Here is an 18,379-nt window from a genome sequence, read left to right as displayed (position 1 = left end):
TTATTTCAGGAATTTAGCCGATTTTAGGGCGCAATAACCCTTGACAAGCTGATATTTTCTTTATGCAACGCTAGTGAGCGCAGGAGAATCTTAGAGTTGCTAAAGTAAAATTTGATGCCGGAATGGCGACCAAGGCTGATATAGTGGCTGCCGAAATGGCCGTATCCCAGGCCCAACTTAATTTAGATAGTCTTATCCGCCAGCATGCTTATATGAAATTGGCCTTTGAAAAGCCATGGGCAGCCTCCGGTAGCAGCGGCAGCAGCACGGCCACTGGCCAGGGCCAGGGTAATGCCAAATAAAAACCCTATAAGATAAGCCTCAGGTATTTTTCGCGCCAATGTCACCCTGGTCGGCTGTTGGGCCCACGCCAGGCGCAAGTTCGACGAAGCCCTCAAAGCCCTGCCGGAGGCGAAACGGACCGCAGCTGTAGCTGCCCGGGAAGGGCTGGAGTTCTGTAACCAGCTCTTTGCCATCGAGCGCGACTTGAAAGATAAAACCCCGGAGGAACGATATCAACTTCGCCAGGTGCGCAGCAAACCCCTGCTGGACACCTTTTTGGCTTGGCTTAAAAAACAGAAAGCCCAGGTGCTGCCCAAAAGCGCCTTCGGCCAGGCGATTAACTACTGCCTGGGCCAGTGGGATAAACTTAGCGCCTTTTTGCAAGACGGGCGTTTGGAGCTCGATAATAACCGCAGCGAACGCTCCATCAAGCCCTTCGTCATTGGCCGTAAGAACTGGTTGTTTGCCAATACGCCGCGGGGTGCTAAAGCCAGCGCCATCACCTACAGCATCATAGAGACAGCCAAGGAAAACGGGTTGAACCCCCTCCAGTACCTAGGTTATCTCTTTGAAAGACTTCCCAATCTGGATACTGGCGATAAAAATGCCTTGGATGAGCTGCTACCGTGGTCCACTTCTTTGCCTCAATTTTGCCGGGTTAATAATTAAGTTAATTTGAGCCCTCACCTAAGTTGCAAGGTGGGGTTTATTTTACGATTACAGTGCTATTATCCAAAATAACATTGCCAGAGAGCTCCAGTAAAGGAAACAGGGGTTATCCCGGTAAATAAGACCGGAATAATCCTTTTTTATTGGGGAGAAGCATAGGTTTTTTCGGGTAAGGGTTCATTATTGCTTAACAGGATACAGGTGAACATGTTACTAAAAAGGGTCTTATTATAATTGAGCTAATTACTCCTTGACAACTACTTATTTTAACCTTAAGATTAAACTAGAGGTGAAGCTTATGGAAGAAATCCTTGGCGTTGAAGAGGCAAGGCGAAAATTAGGCAGGCTGGTTACCAAGGTGGCGCAAAATAGGGAACCGGTGATTATAATTCATAAAGCTAAAGAAAAAGCGGTCTTGTTGAGCTACGAAGAATATAAGCAACTACAAAATATATCAGCAGCCAATGCTAAACAAACAGTAATTCAGGCCTTACAAAATATCCAGGAAGCGGTCAAAAAAGAGAACCTGGAACAGGATGTTATCGAGGCGGCAATCCATGAGGTACGTTCCCGGTGAAAAAGATTGTTTTTGATACTAACGTTTTGGTATCAGCCATCGGCTGGAAGGGTCCACCCCATAGGCTTTTAGAAGCCTGCCTGCACGGCAAGTTAAAATTTTATATCAGTCCTGCCTTGCTGGATGAATTGAGTGAAGTGCTAGCCCGGCCAAAACTTAGCGTTATTGCCGGGCATCCCGACCTGCCGGTTATCCTTACCTGGTTATCTACATCAGAGCATATAGTCATCCCTAATTTCGAACCATGTGTTATAGCCAGAGACCCTGATGATAATAAAGTCCTGGCCTGTGCTATTGCGGCTAAAGCCGATGCCGTTATTTCCGGAGACGAGCATTTACTAGATCTCCAAGTTCATGAGGGGATAAGTATTCTAAGGGCCGAAGCGGCGTGTAAGATGTGGAATATTTAATCCTTCCAGGCTTTAATCAGGGGCGGGAGTGATGGGGGCGCCGCCAGGGAAGTCGCTCTGTAGCTGTAGTTGCGTTATTTTGCAGCTCCGGGATGCTCGATCCGCGTAGCAAGCTAATTCTCCTCCCCCAGCAGGTAGTCGACGAACTGCCTGGCGGTGCGGCCGGAGGCTCCGTTCTGGTAGAGGGCCCACTGCAGGGCGCGGCGGCGCAGTTCGGCGGCCTCCATTTCCAGGCCCGCCTTACGGGCGAGTTCGCGGACGATGGTCAGGTATTCCTCCTGGTCGGGGCTGGGGAAGATGACGGTGAGGCCGAAGCGCTCCGCCAGGGAGAGCTTCTCCTGGACGGTATCCTGGAGGCGCACCTCGCCCCCGGCGGGGTTAAAGGTGCGGTCGGCGAAGGACTCCTTCACCAGGTGGCGGCGGTTGGAGGTGGCGTAGACCAGGACGTTGGCCGGCCGCACCTGGAGGCTGCCCTCCAGCAAACCCTTCAGCTCCTTATACTCCACCTCGTCCTCTTCAAAGGAGAGGTCGTCGATGAAAATGATGAATTTCTGCGGCCGGGGGGTAAGGGTTTTTAAAATCTCCTGGTAGTCGCTTAAGTACCGTTTGGGCAGTTCGATGAGGCGCAGGCCCCGGTCGCCGTAAGCGTTCAGCAGGGCCTTGACCGTCGAGGATTTGCCCGTGCCCCGGGCGCCGTAAAGGAGGACGTTGACGGCCGGCAGGCCGCGCAGGAACCTCTCGGTATTGTGGACAACCTGGCTGCGCGCGTCTTCGTAGCCGATCAGGTCTGCCAGGGTGATGGGGTCGGGATCGGCTATGCCGGCCAACCGGCCGCCCTGGGGGCCGTGTTCCCAGCGGAAGGCCCGGTAAGTACCGTAAAGGCCGGCACCATAGGTGCGGTAGTATGCCGCTAGGAACTCCAGGCCCTCCTGACCCCAGTCGGCGGTGGCCAGGAACTGCTCCTTTACCTGGCGGCGGGCGGCGGCCGCCGGCTGGAGGGCGTTCTTTGTCGACCCCGGGACAGCACCGGTTTCGTCTTTTAATTCCTGGCTGAGGGGCGTGGGGAGAAGATCGGGGTCGAGGGGTTGGAACCGGGTCCAGTCGGGGATGGTGCCGGCAGCCCTCCCGGAGGTATCTCCGAGTTGTTCCAGGGCGGCGCGGGCGGCTTGATAGGCAGCCGGGGCCAGCCCGGCCAGGGCTTGCAGGGAAGTCAGGTCCTGGCGGACGGCTGCCTGCAGGGCGGCGCCCATGGTACCGGCCCCTCGCTGTTCGGCCTTCAGGGTAAAGGTGTTTTCTGCGGCGATAAGGCAGTCGAGGAGGTAGTTCTGCCAGGGGTCGCCGGTGAGGGGCTCCCGGCTGAGCTCAGTCGCCGCCGCCAGCAGGCTGAAGAAGCGCCGGCAGGCGGCGTCCAGTTCCTGCCTGCCTGGTTCCGGAGAACCTAAAAGCCGGCAGACTTCGAGGAAGGCGGCTACCACCGGGTCGGCGGCTAGATCGCGGTAAATGAGCAGGCTGGTATTTTGGCAGTATATTTGGGCGAAGACGGCGGGATCAATCATTGCTCCAAAGCCTCCCGGATTATGTGTAGGTATGTTGCTATTGTTAAATATTAGACTACATCCGGCGCTGAAAAACAAGGGGGCATTAAGATCAATATTGCTTGACTGCGCCGTTAATGAATATTGACAGATACCCCGGCGGGTGTTATTATTTTAACTGTTGTTATTTCGAATCCGAATTATCCGGTCCCAAATAAGCCGTTGACCGAAGGGTAAAGCAGGTGACACGAGTGCAGGAATTGCAGTTGTTAGAGCTGTTAAGCCGCGTCCACCGGCGGCTGGTGCGGCATCTGGCGCCCCTCTTCCAGGCCGAGGGGCTTTCGGCTACGGAAATGCACGTCCTCTGGAAGGTGAATAGACGGGGGGCTTTGCGGGCCACGGAGCTGGCCGGGGATATCGGCATTCCCCCCAGCACCTTCACCGGCATCTTTGATCGACTGGTGGCCCGGGGCCTCCTGGAGCGGGTGCCGGACCCGGACGACCGCCGCAGTGTCCTGGTACGGGGCACGCCGGCTTTACAGGAATTTATCGTCCGTTTGACCGTCGCGGTGGAGAATGAATTGCGGGGCCTTTTCAACGCCTTGCCCGGTGGCTGCCGGGAGCGCCTGCTGGCCGACCTGAAGCTGCTTCAGGATTACCTGGAGGGGGAAGAGGGTGAAGGTCATGGGCGTTAACCGGGGGGACACCGGGGCGAGACAGCCCTGCTCTGCCGGGGATAAAAGCCCGACAGCACCCACCCAGCCGCCCAACGGCGGGAGCGGTCAGGTTTCCTGGACCGTGCCGGTCCTGGTAGCCCTCATCGGCGCCTTTATGGCCATCCTGGATTCCAGCATCGTCAACGTGGCGCTGCCGACCATGATGCGCGTTTTCAACACCGATACCGCCACCATCGAGTGGGTGGTCACTATTTACATGCTGGCCCTGGGGGTGGTGGTGCCCTTAAGCGGCTGGCTGGGCGACCGCTTGGGCTTTAAGCTGCTTTATCTCCTGTCATTGGGCGTTTTTACCCTGGGCTCGCTTTTGTGCACCATCAGTTGGAACGTCGATTCCATGATCGCGGCGCGGGTGATCCAGGCCCTGGGCGGGGGGATGATTATGCCTACCACCATGGCCATCATTTACCGCCTGGTGCCCCGGGAAAAACAGGGCAGCGCTATGGGCTTTTTCGGCATGGCTATGATTGTCGCCCCGGCCATCGGCCCTACCTTGGGAGGTTACCTGGTGGAGTACGTGGACTGGCGCTGGATTTTCACTATCAACCTGCCGGTGGGGGTCCTGGGGGTTATCCTTTCCTGGTTTTACCTGCCGGCCTTTGAACGCCGTGAGGCCGGCCGCCTGGACACCGGCGGCGCCGTGACGGCCGCCGTGGGGCTTTTCTGCCTGCTGCTGGCCTTGAGCAAGGGCGGCGACTGGGGCTGGTCTTCTGAACCAATCGTGCTGCTTTTTTACACCAGCGCGGTTTCCCTGGGCCTGTTTGTCTACCTGGAGCTGACCCAGGAAAACCCCCTCTTGGACTTGCGCGTTTTTCGCTATACCACCTTTGCCCTGGGGAACGTCATCGTCGTCGTCACCTCCATCGGGCTTTTTGCCGGAGTTTTTTATATCTCCTTTTTCCTCCAGGTTGCCCGGGGCCTGGGGGCTATGGAGACGGGGCTGATTACCATGCCGGGGGCATTGGCCTCCGGGCTGATGATGCCCCTGACCGGCTGGCTTTACGACCGGCTGGGGCCGCGGCCGCTGGCGGTGGCCGGCATGCTCTGGCTGGGCTGGACTACTTATATTTTCCATCATATAGATGTTGTTACGCCGACCAGCACCCTTTACCTGTGGATGATCCTGCGCGGACTTGGCATGTCCCTGGCCATGATGCCGGCCCAAACGGCTGCCCTGGCAGTCGTTCCTACCGAACTGGTAGGGCGCGCGTCGGCCATTACCAACATCATCAACCGGGTATCCGCCTCCTTCGGCATTGCCGTCCTGACGACCGTCCTCAACAACCGCAGCGCCATGCACGCCACCCACCTGGCCGACGGGATCACGGCGGCCGGCCCGGCAGCGAGCGAGTTTTTTCACCAGGCCGGCCTGCTGTTGGGGGTCGGGTCGGCGGGAGACCAGGCCAGGGCTGTGGCGCTCGCCTACCTGCAGGGGATTATCGCCAGGACGGCTTTTGTCCGGGCTATTGACGACGTTTTTATCGTCGCCGCCCTGATTATCCTGGTAGGTCTGCTGCCGGCCTTTTTCCTGCAAAAAGGTTCGGGAGCCGCCAGGGGCACCTTCGGCGGCGAGTGACGGCAAAGTGCGGCCAGGAGGATTTTATGTTGCCGGGAGCTGTTTTTTAGGGCAACCTTGCCCGGCAGGCGCGGTCAGCCGCGCGTGAACGACACGAGCAGGGAGGAGTAGAAACAATGAAAAGACGATTGGTCATCACGCTGGTACTTTTGTTAGCCGTGGCTGGCGTGGCGGGCATCGCCTATTATTACCATTACCAGGGAGTTAATTTTGCCAGCACCGACGACGCCCGGGTGGCGGCCGATACGGTGACGGTCAGCCCGGAGATCCCCGGCAAACTGCTTTCCTGGCAGGTCCAGGAAGGGGATAACGTCAAAGCCGGCCAGGTCCTGGGCCGCCAGGACCTGGCCGCTTCCCTGACCTCCAGCGCCGTCAATCCCCAGGCCCTGGGGGCGGCGGCCGGGGTCATGGCCCAGAAGGCGGAGATCAAAGCCCCCATCGACGGCCAGGTGATCCAGTCCAAGGCTTTGGTGGGGGAGATGGCCGCCCCGGGGATGCCCCTGGCCATCATCGCCGACACGGGCCACCTGTATATTAGCGCCAATATTAAAGAGACGGTTATTGAAAAGGTCAGGGCCGGCCAGGTGGTGGATGTTAGTATTGATGCCTTCCCGGGCCGGAACTTCAGCGGCCGGGTGGCCAATATCGGCCGGGCGACGACCTCGGTCTTTTCCCTGCTGCCGGCCCAGAACACCGGCGGTAATTATACCAAGGTGACCCAGGTCATACCGGTGAAGATCCAGCTCTTAAACGCCGGCGATGCCAAGTTGATGCCGGGGATGAACGCCACGGTGCGGATTCATATTAAGTAAAGCCATTTCGGAGGGGAGCAAGCCATGAAGGCAAGGGGAAAGAGGGTTCTGACCCTGCTGCTTACAGGTTTCCTGGCCATGGGCGCTGCCGGCTGCGGCGCCCGGGCCGGGGCCGGCGAACAGGTGGCTGTCCAGGTGATGGCCGCCGGCCAGGGTCAGGTAACGACGACGGTAGAAATAGCCGGCGCCCTGGTGCCGGCGCGGACGGCCAATGTGATCAGTAAGTTGGCGGGCCAGGTGACGGCCGTCAAGGCTGATGTCGGCGATCATGTCCAGGCGGGTCAGCTCCTGGTGACCGTTGATACTAAAGAGCTCCAGGCCCAGCTCAACCAGGCCGAGGCTGCCGTCCGGGGCGTCCGGGACCAGGCGGAACAGGCGCAAATCGGGATGGAGACGGCGCAGATTAATATCGCCAATGCCCGGGTCGGCCTGGATGCCGCCCAGAAGTATTATGACCGGATCAAAGCCCTGGTGGATGCCGGCGCAGCGTCCCAGAGCCAACTGGACGACGCCCGGACCAAGCTGGATCAGGCCCAAAACGGTTACCAGGCGGCCCAGAAACAGTTTGAGGCGGCCCAGAAGCAGTATGCCATCGCCACCGGCTCCGGCCTGGCCCAAGCCGAGGCAGCGGCCAACACCATTAAAGTTACTATGAGTAACGCCGACATAACCAGTCCCCTCAGCGGTGTTGTCACCAATCGTAACATAAACCCCGGCGAGATGGCCGCGCCGACCAGCCCCCTGCCCCTGCTGACCATCGCCGATACCTCCACCCTGAAGCTCCAGGGGACAGTCGGCCAGGAGGCAGTACCCCTGCTGGCCGCCGGGCAAAAGGTGGCGGTCACCCTGGACGCCCTACCGGGCCGGGAGTTTACCGGCACCTTGACCCAGGTGGGCCCGGTGGCGGCGGCCGCCGGCCAGCGCTTTCCGGTGGAGATCAGCCTGCCCAACCCCGGTGACCTCAAGGCTGGTATGACGGCCCGGGCCGTCTTTAAGTTGACCGGCGCCCCGGGCATCGTCGTCCCGGTGGCGGCCGTCCGCACGGACAACGGCCAGGACTATGTCTTCGTGGTCAAAAACGGCACGGTGGAACGGCGGCCGGTAACCCTGGGTTTGCGAAACGACCGGCAGGTGATGGTCCTCCAGGGGCTCCAGGCCGGGGAACAGGTGGCCGTCACCAACGTCGCTGTGCTGCAGGATAAGATGGCGGTAACAGTGGAGCCCCCCAGGGTAAACAACGCTCTGGCGCCACCGGCGGCGTAAGCTTTAGCGAAACCGGAAGCCTTTTTGCTTGACCGGGATATATAAATTTTAGGGCCTTCATTATGCCAACGAAGGTTATATGCCATTTCGCCGCCGGCTTCACTCGCCCCGCAAATCTGCAGGTAAGTTTTTGGCAGCCCCTTGCGGTCACCCGTGCTGCAGGGGGCTACCTTTTCTTGACAAATAGCAGCCGGAACTTTAAGATAAGTACAGAAAGATAGTGCGGCAGCTCATCGTGGTCGGCCCTTGGCGGCCGCCGTTGTTTACGAGCGGATTTACCGGTAAGAGTTGAAGGTTATTTCTGGCAGCGGCTTCCCGGCTCCATAGTAAAAATACTGGCAGTTGCGGAGGCGATACTATTGCAGGCGCAGGAATTCGACCGCCTCCAGAGGTTGCTCAACCAGCAGCATGCCTGCGCATTAGAACGGCGACGGCAACTGGCCTGGCAAAAAGCCAGGGAGGTAGCCGCCTTTTTACGCGCTAATTATGGTGTGCAGCAGGTTATCCTGTATGGTTCCCTGGCCCGGGGTGATTTTCAGGAAGCCTCCGATATCGACCTTTATGTCACCGGTTTTACAGGCCCCTACTGGCAGATGCTGGCTCGAGCTGGGCGCCTGGCTGCTCCCTTTGATATTAGCATTGTGTGTGCGGAGGATGCCCTGCCCTCTTTACAAAAAGAAATAGCCCGGGAAGGGGTGGCAATATGATCCCGGAAAAATACCTTCTGCTGGAAGCCCGTATTAGTAAAGAAGTAGCTAACCTGGAAAGGCTGGAAAGGGAATTAGCGCGGTACAACTTATTCCCCAAGATTCAAGCCGATTCCCTGGGGGGCTTCAGCCTCACCGACGAAGCGTCCCTGCGAATAGTCGGCTCGATCTTACATGATTATTATACGGCGATAGAAAAGATTTTTAGAATTGTAGCGCGGGATATCGACTGCTCTGTCCCTGCCGGCGAACAATGGCATAAAGAATTACTGGATCAGATGACCCTGGAAGTACCAGGCTTACGCCCGGCCTTACTGGACGGGAAGACAGCTAAGAATCTGGATGAGTTCCGGGCCTTCAGGCACGTTTTCCGTAACATTTATGGCTTCAGCCTGGACCCGGATAAAATCCACCAGCTGCTAGAGGGCTTGCCTGGGCTGGCCGGTGACTTTAAAAAGGACATCCATTTTTTTATCCTGAGAATGCGCCACCTTCTCGGGTTGGCTGCAGATGGCCCAATTTCATGATATTATTGTCCATGATTATACGCGCCTTGACACGGGGAGTTATAGGCGTGATTTGGACGATGGGAAACATTTTATGTTAAGCATAAAGAGTGGATGGGAATTAGTTAATGGTAAAGCGTTTGCTCTTGTTTTTTATAATCCTGGGTCTTATGTTAACTCTCCGGGGTACGGGGAGCCGCCCGGAGGGCTGGCCCCTGGTGGCGCCGGCGGCCTGGGCGGATATCGCCGTCTACGGCGGCGGCCTGGCCGGGTGCGCGGCAGCCTGGAAGGCGGCGGCCACGGCACCGGATAAGCAGGTGGTCCTGGTAGTCCCCTACCCTGAGGGCGAGTACGGCGGTCTGGCCACCGTGGGCGGCCAGAATTTCTGGGACCTGCGCTACTGGAACCGGGACGGCAGGCTCGCCCAGGGGGGCTCCTTTGCCCACTGGCTGGCGGCTACCGGGCCCTTTTACCGGCCTGCCGACCTGGTGGCGCAAATCGCCGCCGACCTGGGCCGGCTACCCAATCTGCAGACTTACTGGGCCATGGATATCACAGCCCTCCAGAAGGACCGGCGGGGCCGGCTGCGCGCCCTGGCCTTGCGGGACTTGCAGCGGGATGCTGCCGGGAGCGTTGTTTGGGGCCGGGGCCGCCGCATCCTAACGGCGTCAATATTTGTCGACGCCTCGGAAGACGGGCGGCTCAGTCGTTTAAGTGCCGCCGGGGTGACGGTGGGGCGAGCCGACTGGTTGGGGGAGTTTTTGACGCCGGATTATGTTAAGCCGAACCAGCAGGGAACCGGCTGGCCGAGGGAGCTGTCAGCAGAACGCCAGGCGGCCGCCGTCATGCCGGCGCAAGGCGAGGCCGCCGGGGCCGGGCTGAACTTACGACCCCGCCAGCAGGCGGCGACTTTGATGTTTAAGGTCCAGGGCGTCCGGCCCGGCAATTACCCGGATATGGTTTTTAACCGGGAAAAGGGGATCTGGGGTGCTTACGGTGGCCGAGAAGTTTACATAAACGACCCGGTGGTTACCGGGTTTAATGATAGATACGGCCCCCGGGGTTTTGCTTTAAAGCCCCTTAACGCCGCCCAGGACGGGCCTGGCAGCCGGGAGTGGTGGGTCAACGCCCTCCTGATCTTTAACGTCGACGGCCGCGCCAACGGCCGCGACCGCTGGCACGATGCCTATCCCCGGGATACGGCGCCGGGAGCCCTGGATACAGATACGGCCTGGCAGGAGGCCCGGGAGGTGCTGGCCACTCCCGATTTGCTCCAGGCCCTGCGGCGCTTTGACGGTTTTCAGGCGGCGGAACTGGTGCGGGATGCCGGGGGGCGTCCGGTCACCGCCGGGACGCTTTATCTGCGGGAAACGGTGCATACAGTGATAGATCCCCGGGAAGCTGGGCCGGGGACGGAGAACAGCAACTACGCCCTGACTACGGCGGCCAGCCATCACGCCGGGGTTGGTCCCCGGGATGGCGAGGACCTTGCGAATTATGTAAACCGTATCGGCCTGGGCTTCTACTGGCAGGATGTCAATGCCTACCGGTTCAGTGACCTTAAAGGCGGCGACGGTCGTTATCGCTGGCCGGTGACGCCCTATCTCCGGCCCGACTTCCCCCGGACGACGCCGGGAGCGGCTTCTCGGCCCGCCAACCCGGTCTATATCCCCTTTAACGTCCTCCTGAGCCGGACAGTGCCCAACCTGCTGATCCCCGGCTATGCCGCCGGCATCTCCTCCCTGGCCTGGGCCGAACTGCGGGTGCTGCCCAATCAATGCGTCCTGGGGGATTCCGCCGGGGTGGCGGCGGCCTACGCCGCCTCCCAGGGGCGCGATCCGGGTACCTTCACCGACGTCGACGTGGCGGCCGTGCGGGGTATTCTGGTGCAGCGTTTCGGTGCCCGGGTGGATAAGTGACCCGGCAACGCGACGGGGCTGCAACTACTGTGATTTTGTTTTTTCCGGCAACCAGATAATGTGATCCTGTTCGCTGACTTTATGGAATTCCGGGTCACCGGTAACTATTTCACTATCAGTCTGGACCCCGAGGGCCAGGGTAAAACAATCGGCATAGGCAATAGAATATTGGGCTTTATACTTAGCTGCGGTGAGGGCAAATTCTTTATTTACAGTGATAACTTCTATGGGCAACGTTTCCAGCAGGGCCATCGTTTCGTTTAATTTTTTTGTCCCGGCGGTTCTGGCGATAATATAAGCAATTTCACCAAGGTTAACAGCACTTATTAAGATTTGCGCCGCCTCATCCTGAGCCTCATTGATCATAGCCTCAATTTGATCGGCCCCTGGCTCATTTTGCAAATAAGCCAGGAGGGCATAACTGTCAAAAACGTATTTCTTCATGTTTTACCTCTTCTTTTCGCTGGGCTAGGAGGGTTTCTACCAGCGGATAACCCCGAAGTAGTCCTTTGCCTGAGGCAATGGGATCTGGCGGGACTGGAGTAAGGAATAAGCTACCGTCTCTTTCAGCAAACACTACTTTTGCCCCGGGGCTAATATTATAGCGCTGGCGCAGCTCTTTGGGTATAACTACCCAACCTTTACGGGATATGCGGGCAACATGGGACATATAACCCACCCCTTGTTATACTATTTATTAGATAGTATAACGTTAAAAATATAAAGTTGCAAGATGAAATAAGGGGGTATCTACCTATGCCGGCGAATCTGGCATCTATCCGCGAGCGAGCCCGGGTGCTGCTGCAGGGGATCTGCCACGTCTGCCCGGTGTGTGACGGGCGGCGTTGCCCGACGGGGGTGCCGGGGATGGGAGGCATTGGTACCGGGGCGGCCTTCCGCAATAATATCGCCGCCCTGGCCGCCTACCAGGTGAACCTGCGGGTCCTTCACGACCGTAAGGACCAGAACCTGGGTCTCCGGCTTTTCGGCCAGAAATTGGCCTTTCCCATTCTGGGGGCCGCCGTGGCCGGGGCCCGGGTAAACTTCCAGGGTCGCCTGGCCGAGGCCGAACTGGCCCGGGCCTTTGTCCAGGGGGCGGCCGAGGCCGGTAGCCTCGCCTGCACCGGTGACGGTCCCGTCCCAGAACTCATTGACGCCGGTTTACAGGCCATCGCCGGGGCCGGCGGGCGGGGTATCCCGGTAATCAAACCCCGGGAAGATACGGAGATCATCAACCTCATCCGCCGGGCTGAAGCAGCTGGTGCCCCCGCCGTGGCCATTGATGTCGACGCTGCCGGCCTGGTGAATATGACCCGGGCGGGGCAGCTGGTAGAGCCGAAAACAGTGGCCCAGATTGCCGGCCTGGCGCGAGGGACCTCCCTGCCCCTCATCCTGAAGGGCATTATGACCGTGGCCGACGCCCGGGCCGCTGTGGACGGCGGGGCGGCGGCCATCGTCGTCTCCAACCACGGCGGCCGCGCCCTGGATCACACCCCGGGGACGGCGGCGGTATTGCCGGCGATTGCGGCGGCGGTGGGAGAAAAGCTAATCGTCCTGGCGGACGGCGGCGTACGTTCCGGGGTGGACGTCCTGAAGATGCTGGCTCTAGGCGCCCGGGCGGTCCTGGTGGGCCGGCCCCTGGCCATCGCCGCCCTGGGGGGCGGTCCGGCCGGGGTCAAGCTCCAGCTAGAGGCCCTGGCCGACGACCTGGCCGTGGCCATGCGCCTGACCGGCTGCGGCGACCTGGGGGATATAGGGCCGCAGGTGTTGTGCGGCCAGTATCTGGATTTTGTTCGCTCCAAGCTAAGCACTCTGGCAAAATAATTACCTGGCGGGGATGAGGATTTAGTGATATAATTTCAATGTATTGCTAGCGGGGAGGTACGGAGCAATGTGTCAATGTAGCGATAATGGTGCGAACATTAAGGAAGTCGCCCGGGAGAAAGCCCTGGCGGAGGCCATGGAACGTTACGCCGGCACCAAGGGTTCCTTGATCCCCCTTCTCCAGGAGGCCCAGGAGATCTACGGCTACCTGCCGGGGGAAGTCATGCGGCAGATTGCCGCCAGGCTGGGGATCCCTTTCAGCAAGGTTTACGGGGTGGCTACCTTTTATACCCAGTTCCACCTGCAGCCGCGCGGGCGCAATATCATCCGCGTCTGCCAGGGGACGGCCTGCCACGTCCGCGGGGCGGCCCGGGTTCTGGAGACGTTGACCTCCTACCTGGGCATCGGCAAGAATGAGACAACCCCTGACGGTAGTTTTACATTGGAGACGGTGGCCTGCCTGGGCTCCTGCGGCCTGGCCCCGGTGATGATGATTAATGAGGAGACCTACGGGCGCCTGACACCGGAGAAGATCCGGGCGATTTTAGATAGTTACCGGGACCAGGAGCCTGCAGCCGTAGGGCTCTAAATCACAGGACAACCCCGGTTGCTGACAGGGGGATTGCCAGCATCTTCCCTATTGTTACCGCATCCTTACTTTATCTTCACTGGGTTATTCCTGCTGCGCCGGCAAGTTTACATGCCGTCTGCGGTAGAGGGAATGAACGTTCCTAACCCTGGTCAGAGAGGTGAAACTAAATTGCAGGATTTGCAGGAATGGCGGCAAGTTTTGCAGCAACAAAATCATCCCGTGGACAGGCCGGCCCTTACGGTGGGCATGAGCACCTGCGGCCAGGCGGCCGGCGGGGCGAAGGTCATGGCCGCCCTGGAGGCAGAGGTCGAGCGGCTCGGTTTGCAGGTCGCTTTGGGAGCGACGAGCTGTATCGGCATGTGTTACGCCGAGCCCATCGTCGAAGTAGCCCTGCCGGGAAAACCACGGGTTTTTTACGGTGATGTGACCCCGGAACGGGTGGGTAAGCTGGTGGAAAGCCACGTCCGGCAGGGAGAACCGGTGCGGGAGTGGGCTCTCATCCAGTTACCCGGCGGCGCGGCGCCCTATGAGGGTATCCCGGTTATGCCGGCCAGCCCCTACTACAGCCGCCAGGTGCGGGTGGTGACCTCCCGCCTGGGCCTGACCGACCCGGAAAACCTGGCGGAATATGTCGCTACCGGGGGCTATGCGGCCCTGGAGAAGGTCTTAGAGCAGATGAGCCCGGAGCAGGTCATTGAAGAGATCAAGACCTCGGGCCTGCGCGGCCGGGGCGGGGCGGGCTTCCCCACGGGCCTTAAGTGGGGCTTTACCCGCAGCGCGCCGGGGGATAAAAAATACGTTGTTTGCAACGCCGACGAGGGTGACCCGGGCGCTTTCATGGACCGCAGTGTCCTGGAAGGCGACCCCTTTAGCGTTATCGAGGGTATGACCATCGCCGCTTATGCCATCGGCGCCGATGAAGGCTATATCTATTGCCGCGCCGAATACCCCCTGGCCATTAAGCGTTTAAAAATGGCGATCGCCGCAGCCGAGGAAAAGGGCCTGTTGGGCCGGCATATCCTGGGGACGAGCTTTAGTTTTGACCTGCACATTAAGGCCGGCGCCGGCGCCTTTGTCTGCGGCGAGGAGACGGCTTTGCTCGCTTCAATCGAGGGCCGGCGGGGTATGCCCCGGGTGCGGCCGCCCTTCCCGGCCCAGCAGGGGCTTTGGGGTAAGCCGACCAATATCAATAATGTCGAAACCTACGCCAACGTTCCTTTTATTATTAAAAACGGCGGCCGGTGGTTCGCCGCCATGGGCACGGAGAAGAGCAAGGGAACGAAGGTTTTCTGCCTGACGGGTAAAGTGAAAAAGACCGGGCTGATTGAGGTGCCCATGGGCATCACCTTGCGGGAGATTATCTTCGATATTGCCGGCGGCATCCAGGATGATAAGCAGTTTAAGGCCGTGCAAATCGGCGGCCCGTCGGGGGGCTGCCTGCCGGAAGATAAACTCGATCTGCCGGTGGACTATGACTCCCTTACCCGGGCCGGGGCCATCATGGGCTCCGGCGGCATGGTGGTCATGGACGAGAACACCTGTATGGTGGATGTGGCCCGCTTTTTCTTGAACTTTACGCAAACGGAGTCCTGCGGCAAGTGTACCCCTTGCCGGGAAGGTACCAAGCGCATGCTGGAGATCCTCACCCGCATCTGCGAGGGTAAGGGCGTCATGGAGGACCTGGACACCCTGGAGCAACTGGCTCATGTGGTTAAGAATACGGCCCTTTGCGGCCTGGGGCAGACCTGCCCCAACCCCGTTCTTTCTACCTTGCAGAACTTCCGCCACGAATACGAAGCCCACATTAAAGATAAGCGCTGTCCGGCCCATGTTTGTCAAGCTTTGCTGATCTACACCATTGATCCGGAAAAATGCACCGGCTGCGGCGCCTGTGCCCGCGCCTGCCCGGCCGGGGCCATCAGTGGGGAGAAAAAGCAACCCCACCGCATTGATCCCGATCTGTGCATCAAGTGCGGCGCGTGTATGGAGAAGTGTAAATTCGGGGCCATAGCCAGGCTGTAAGCGGGGGGCTCCTGAGCAGATTCCGGGCCACCATAAGGAAAACCGGCGGGCAAATCACGAGGGCGACTTGGTGCGAGGCCGCAGGCTTAAGTTTTGGCCGCGCCCGCAGCCGGCCGAGTTCGACACAAGTATAAGGGCGATAAGTGGCGCCCGCAGGGAACCTGCCTCACCCCAGCAGCAGGATGATATAAAAACATTTTTAGTAAAAGACAATTCCTACATCTATTCAGGGGGGAAATATATGGCTGACGTTACCTTGACGATAGATGGCCGGCAAGTAACTGTGTCCGCCGGGACTACAGTCCTCAAGGCCGCCAGGGAGAATGGTATCTTTATCCCCACCCTTTGCCAGGATGAGCACCTTTCGCCCTGGGGGGGCTGCCGGCTGTGCGTGGTGGAGATCGAGGGTATGCGCGGTTTGCCGGCTTCCTGCGTTACCGCGGTTACCGAAGGCATGGTGGTGCAGACGGCGTCGCCGGCGGTCCTGGAAGCCCGCCGGATGTTGCTGGAACTGCTCCTGGCCAACCATCCCCAGGATTGCCTCACCTGCAGCAAAAACGGCGCCTGCAGCCTGCAGGACTACGCCTACTACTACGGCGTACGGGGGGACAAGTTTCACGGGGAAAAACACGCTTACCCCATCGAGGATGACAACCCCTTTATCGTCCGCGACTTGAACAAGTGCGTCCTGTGCGGCAAGTGCATCCGCGTCTGCGACGAGGTCCAGGTCAATAACGCTATCAACTTTGCCCACCGCGGCTTTAACACCCGGGTCACCCCGGCGATGGATTTAACTTTGAAGCAGTCGGAGGCCTGTGTCTTCTGCGGTAACTGCGTCCAGGTTTGCCCGGTGGGCGCCCTGACGGAGAAGGCCGGACTGTGGCAGGGCCGTGAGTGGGAGCTTACTAAAGTACGGACCACCTGTACCTTCTGCGGCGTGGGCTGCAACCTGGAGGTCAGCGTCAAGGACGATCATGTGGTGCGCGTCCGGGGCTATGACAACCCCCTGGTGAACAGCGGCTGGACCTGCGTCAAGGGCCGTTTCGGCAACGACTTCGCCGAGAACCCGGAGCGGGTCCTCCGGCCCCTCATCCGGGTGGGCGAGCGGGGTGAGGGCCGTTTCCGGGAGGCCACCTGGGACGAGGCCCTGGATTACACCGCCCGGCGCCTGACGGCGATCAAGGAGCAGTACGGCAGCCGGGCCATCGCCGCCTTAAGTTCGGCCCGCTGCACCAATGAAGATAACTACCTCATGCAGAAGTTCATGCGGGTGGTGGTGGGCAGCAATAACGTCGACCACTGCGCCCGGACCTGACACGCCCCTACCGTGGCCGGTCTGGCCATTGCCTTTGGTAGCGGCGCCATGACGAACTCCATTGTCGAAATCGAGCATAACGACGTCTTACTGATTATCGGTTCCAACACCACCGAGGCCCACCCGGTTATCGGCCAGAAGATGAAGCAGGCCGCCCGGCGGGGGGCCAAACTCATCGTCGTCGACCCGCGCCACATCGAGCTGGTGGATTATGCCCACTTGTGGCTGCCCATCCGGCCGGGTACCAATGTGGCCCTCATCAACGCCCTGATGTACGTCATTATTACCGAGGGCCTGGCCGCTAAGGAGTTTATCGCGGCGCGAACGGAAGGCTATGACAGCCTCTGGTCCGTGGTCCAGAACTACCCGCCGGAAAAGGTGGCCGCCATTACCGGCATCCCGGCGGATAAGATCTACGCCGCGGCGCGCCTCTACGCCACCACGGAGCGGGCGGGTATCTTTTATACCTTGGGTATTACCGAGCATACCAGCGGCACCAACAACGTCATGAACCTGGCGAATCTCGCCCTGATCACCGGCCATGTGGGCAAGGAATACAGCGGGGTCAACCCTTTAAGGGGCCAGAACAACGTCCAGGGGGCCTGCGACATGGGCGCCCTGCCCGATGTCTTCCCCGGCTACCAGAAGGTGGCCAACCCGGAGGTGCGCGAGCGTTTCGCCGCCGCCTGGAACTGCCGCTTGGACGGCACCCCGGGCCTGAGAATCCCGGAGATGATCGACCTGGCGGCCGAGGGTTACGTCCGGGCCATGTACATCATGGGCGAGGACCCGGCCCTGACGGATCCGGACATCACCCATGTGCGTAAAGCCCTGGCCAACCTGGACTTCCTGGTGGTGCAGGACCTCTTTATCTCCGAGACGGCCAAGTTCGCCGACGTCATCCTCCCGGGAGCCAGTTTTCTGGAGAAGGACGGCACCTTTACCAGTACCGAGCGCCGGGTGCAGCGGGTGCGGCGGGCCATCAGCCCCCGGGGCGAATCCCGGCCCGACTGGCAGATTATCGGCGACCTAGCGACGCGGATGGGTTGTCCCATGGCTTACGACTCACCGGCGGAGATTTTCGCCGAGATGGCGAGCCTGACCCCCAGTTACGCCGGTATGAGTTACGAGCGCCTGGAGGGCGACGGCCTGCAGTGGCCCTGCCCGGCGCCGGACCACCCGGGAACGAAGTTCCTCCACGCCGGCAAATTCCCCCGGGGTAAAGGGTTGCTCCAGGGCATCGACTACCAGCCCCCGGCGGAGATGCCAGACGAGGAATACCCCATCCTCTTGACCACCGGCCGCATGCTTTATCACTATGCCATTACTACTCGCCACTCGGCCAGCCTGGAGAGCTACCGGCCGGAGGAGATGGCCGAGATTAACCCGGAACAGGCCGCCGCCTTAGGGGTGCAAACGGGTGATAAAGTGGCCGTCGTCTCCCGCCGCGGCCGCCTGGTGACGAAGGTCCAGGTAACCGACCGGGTGCCGCCGGGGATAATGTTCATGACCTATCACTATAAGGAAGCCCCGGTGAACATCCTTACCAACGCCGTCTTCGACCCTATAGCCAAAACGGCGGAGTACAAGGTGGCCGCGGTGCGGCTGGAACCGGCGAGTTAAGATAAAAATAAAG

The 18,379-nt window shown here is 59.7% G+C and carries 17 protein-coding genes and 1 pseudogene; 15 read left to right on the top strand and 3 right to left on the bottom strand.

Going from position 1 to position 18,379, the window contains the following annotated elements:
- Positions 1-122: 122 nt before the first annotated feature.
- From SDD30_RS07445 to SDD30_RS07430, 4 genes and pseudogenes are all read left to right on the top strand, one after another.
- On the top strand, positions 123-302 hold the full coding sequence (locus SDD30_RS07445; protein ID WP_494517267.1) for a hypothetical protein: 180 nt from the start codon (positions 123-125) through the stop codon (positions 300-302).
- Between the two features lie 37 nt (positions 303-339).
- A pseudogene (tnpC, locus tag SDD30_RS07440) lies at positions 340-951 on the top strand (IS66 family transposase); the annotation flags it as partial.
- Positions 952-1,249: 298 nt separating this feature from the next.
- Positions 1,250-1,528 carry a type II toxin-antitoxin system Phd/YefM family antitoxin gene (locus SDD30_RS07435; RefSeq protein ID WP_434074290.1) on the top strand — a complete coding sequence of 93 codons (279 nt, stop codon included), beginning with the start codon at positions 1,250-1,252 and terminating at the stop codon, positions 1,526-1,528.
- On the top strand, positions 1,525-1,938 hold the full coding sequence (locus tag SDD30_RS07430; RefSeq protein WP_434074289.1) for a putative toxin-antitoxin system toxin component, PIN family: 414 nt from the start codon (positions 1,525-1,527) through the stop codon (positions 1,936-1,938). The genes SDD30_RS07435 and SDD30_RS07430 overlap by 4 nt, the downstream gene beginning before the upstream one ends.
- 113 nt (positions 1,939-2,051) lie before the next feature.
- Here SDD30_RS07430 and SDD30_RS07425 read toward each other — a convergent pair whose 3' ends face one another.
- Entirely contained in the window at positions 2,052-3,494 is a 1,443-nt protein-coding gene (locus SDD30_RS07425) for an ATP-binding protein (protein WP_434074288.1), read from the bottom strand.
- Between the two features lie 230 nt (positions 3,495-3,724).
- Here SDD30_RS07425 and SDD30_RS07420 point away from each other — a divergent pair, with 230 nt between their 5' ends.
- The 7 genes from SDD30_RS07420 to SDD30_RS07390 all read left to right on the top strand — a co-directional run bounded on the left by SDD30_RS07420 (position 3,725) and on the right by SDD30_RS07390 (position 10,990).
- Positions 3,725-4,168, top strand: a complete 444-nt coding sequence (locus SDD30_RS07420) for a MarR family winged helix-turn-helix transcriptional regulator (RefSeq protein ID WP_434074287.1) — start codon at positions 3,725-3,727, stop codon at positions 4,166-4,168.
- A complete protein-coding gene (locus SDD30_RS07415) occupies positions 4,158-5,783 on the top strand; it encodes a DHA2 family efflux MFS transporter permease subunit (RefSeq protein WP_434074297.1) in 1,626 nt (541 codons plus the stop codon). Before SDD30_RS07420 ends, SDD30_RS07415 begins: the two co-directional genes overlap by 11 nt.
- Positions 5,784-5,899: 116 nt before the next feature.
- Complete coding sequence (locus SDD30_RS07410; RefSeq protein WP_434074286.1) at positions 5,900-6,595, top strand: HlyD family secretion protein; 696 nt, start codon at positions 5,900-5,902, stop codon at positions 6,593-6,595.
- A 24-nt stretch (positions 6,596-6,619) separates the two neighbouring features.
- Complete coding sequence (locus SDD30_RS07405) at positions 6,620-7,858, top strand: efflux RND transporter periplasmic adaptor subunit (RefSeq protein ID WP_434074285.1); 1,239 nt, start codon at positions 6,620-6,622, stop codon at positions 7,856-7,858.
- 359 nt (positions 7,859-8,217) lie between these two features.
- Positions 8,218-8,565: a nucleotidyltransferase family protein gene (locus SDD30_RS07400; RefSeq protein WP_434074284.1), complete on the top strand. Its 348-nt coding sequence runs from the start codon at positions 8,218-8,220 to the stop codon at positions 8,563-8,565.
- A complete protein-coding gene (locus tag SDD30_RS07395; protein ID WP_434074283.1) occupies positions 8,562-9,092 on the top strand; it encodes a ribonuclease toxin HepT-like protein in 531 nt (176 codons plus the stop codon). Before SDD30_RS07400 ends, SDD30_RS07395 begins: the two co-directional genes overlap by 4 nt.
- Before the next feature lie 107 nt (positions 9,093-9,199).
- Positions 9,200-10,990 (top strand): FAD-dependent oxidoreductase, encoded by a 1,791-nt coding sequence (locus SDD30_RS07390; RefSeq protein WP_434074282.1) that lies wholly within the window; start codon positions 9,200-9,202, stop codon positions 10,988-10,990.
- Between the two features lie 24 nt (positions 10,991-11,014).
- Here the strand turns inward: SDD30_RS07390 and SDD30_RS07385 are convergent, their stop codons facing one another.
- Positions 11,015-11,434, bottom strand: coding sequence for a type II toxin-antitoxin system VapC family toxin (locus SDD30_RS07385; RefSeq protein WP_434074281.1), 420 nt, complete (start codon positions 11,432-11,434; stop codon positions 11,015-11,017).
- Complete coding sequence (locus SDD30_RS07380) at positions 11,415-11,660, bottom strand: AbrB/MazE/SpoVT family DNA-binding domain-containing protein (RefSeq protein ID WP_434074280.1); 246 nt, start codon at positions 11,658-11,660, stop codon at positions 11,415-11,417. The genes SDD30_RS07385 and SDD30_RS07380 overlap by 20 nt, the downstream gene beginning before the upstream one ends.
- Before the next feature lie 86 nt (positions 11,661-11,746).
- Between SDD30_RS07380 and SDD30_RS07375 the strand changes: the two genes are divergently transcribed.
- From SDD30_RS07375 to fdhF, 4 genes are all read left to right on the top strand, one after another.
- Positions 11,747-12,814, top strand: coding sequence for an alpha-hydroxy-acid oxidizing protein (locus SDD30_RS07375; protein ID WP_434074279.1), 1,068 nt, complete (start codon positions 11,747-11,749; stop codon positions 12,812-12,814).
- Positions 12,815-12,881: 67 nt separating this feature from the next.
- A complete protein-coding gene (gene nuoE / locus SDD30_RS07370) occupies positions 12,882-13,403 on the top strand; it encodes an NADH-quinone oxidoreductase subunit NuoE (protein WP_434074278.1) in 522 nt (173 codons plus the stop codon).
- A 171-nt stretch (positions 13,404-13,574) separates the two neighbouring features.
- Positions 13,575-15,428 carry an NADH-quinone oxidoreductase subunit NuoF gene (gene nuoF, locus SDD30_RS07365; RefSeq protein WP_434074277.1) on the top strand — a complete coding sequence of 618 codons (1,854 nt, stop codon included), beginning with the start codon at positions 13,575-13,577 and terminating at the stop codon, positions 15,426-15,428.
- Positions 15,429-15,669: 241 nt separating this feature from the next.
- The gene (fdhF, locus tag SDD30_RS07360; RefSeq protein WP_434074276.1) at positions 15,670-18,366 is read left to right on the top strand and encodes a formate dehydrogenase subunit alpha; all 2,697 of its coding nucleotides are present in this window, start codon (positions 15,670-15,672) and stop codon (positions 18,364-18,366) included.
- Positions 18,367-18,379: the final 13 nt, after the last annotated feature.

It is taken from the genome of Moorella naiadis (nom. illeg.) (genome assembly GCF_051020825.1).
Classification (GTDB): domain Bacteria; phylum Bacillota; class DSM-521; order Neomoorellales; family Neomoorellaceae; genus Neomoorella; species Neomoorella naiadis.
The sequence above is the reverse complement of the archived record's forward strand: the minus strand, read 5'-3'. Positions and strand labels throughout refer to the sequence as shown.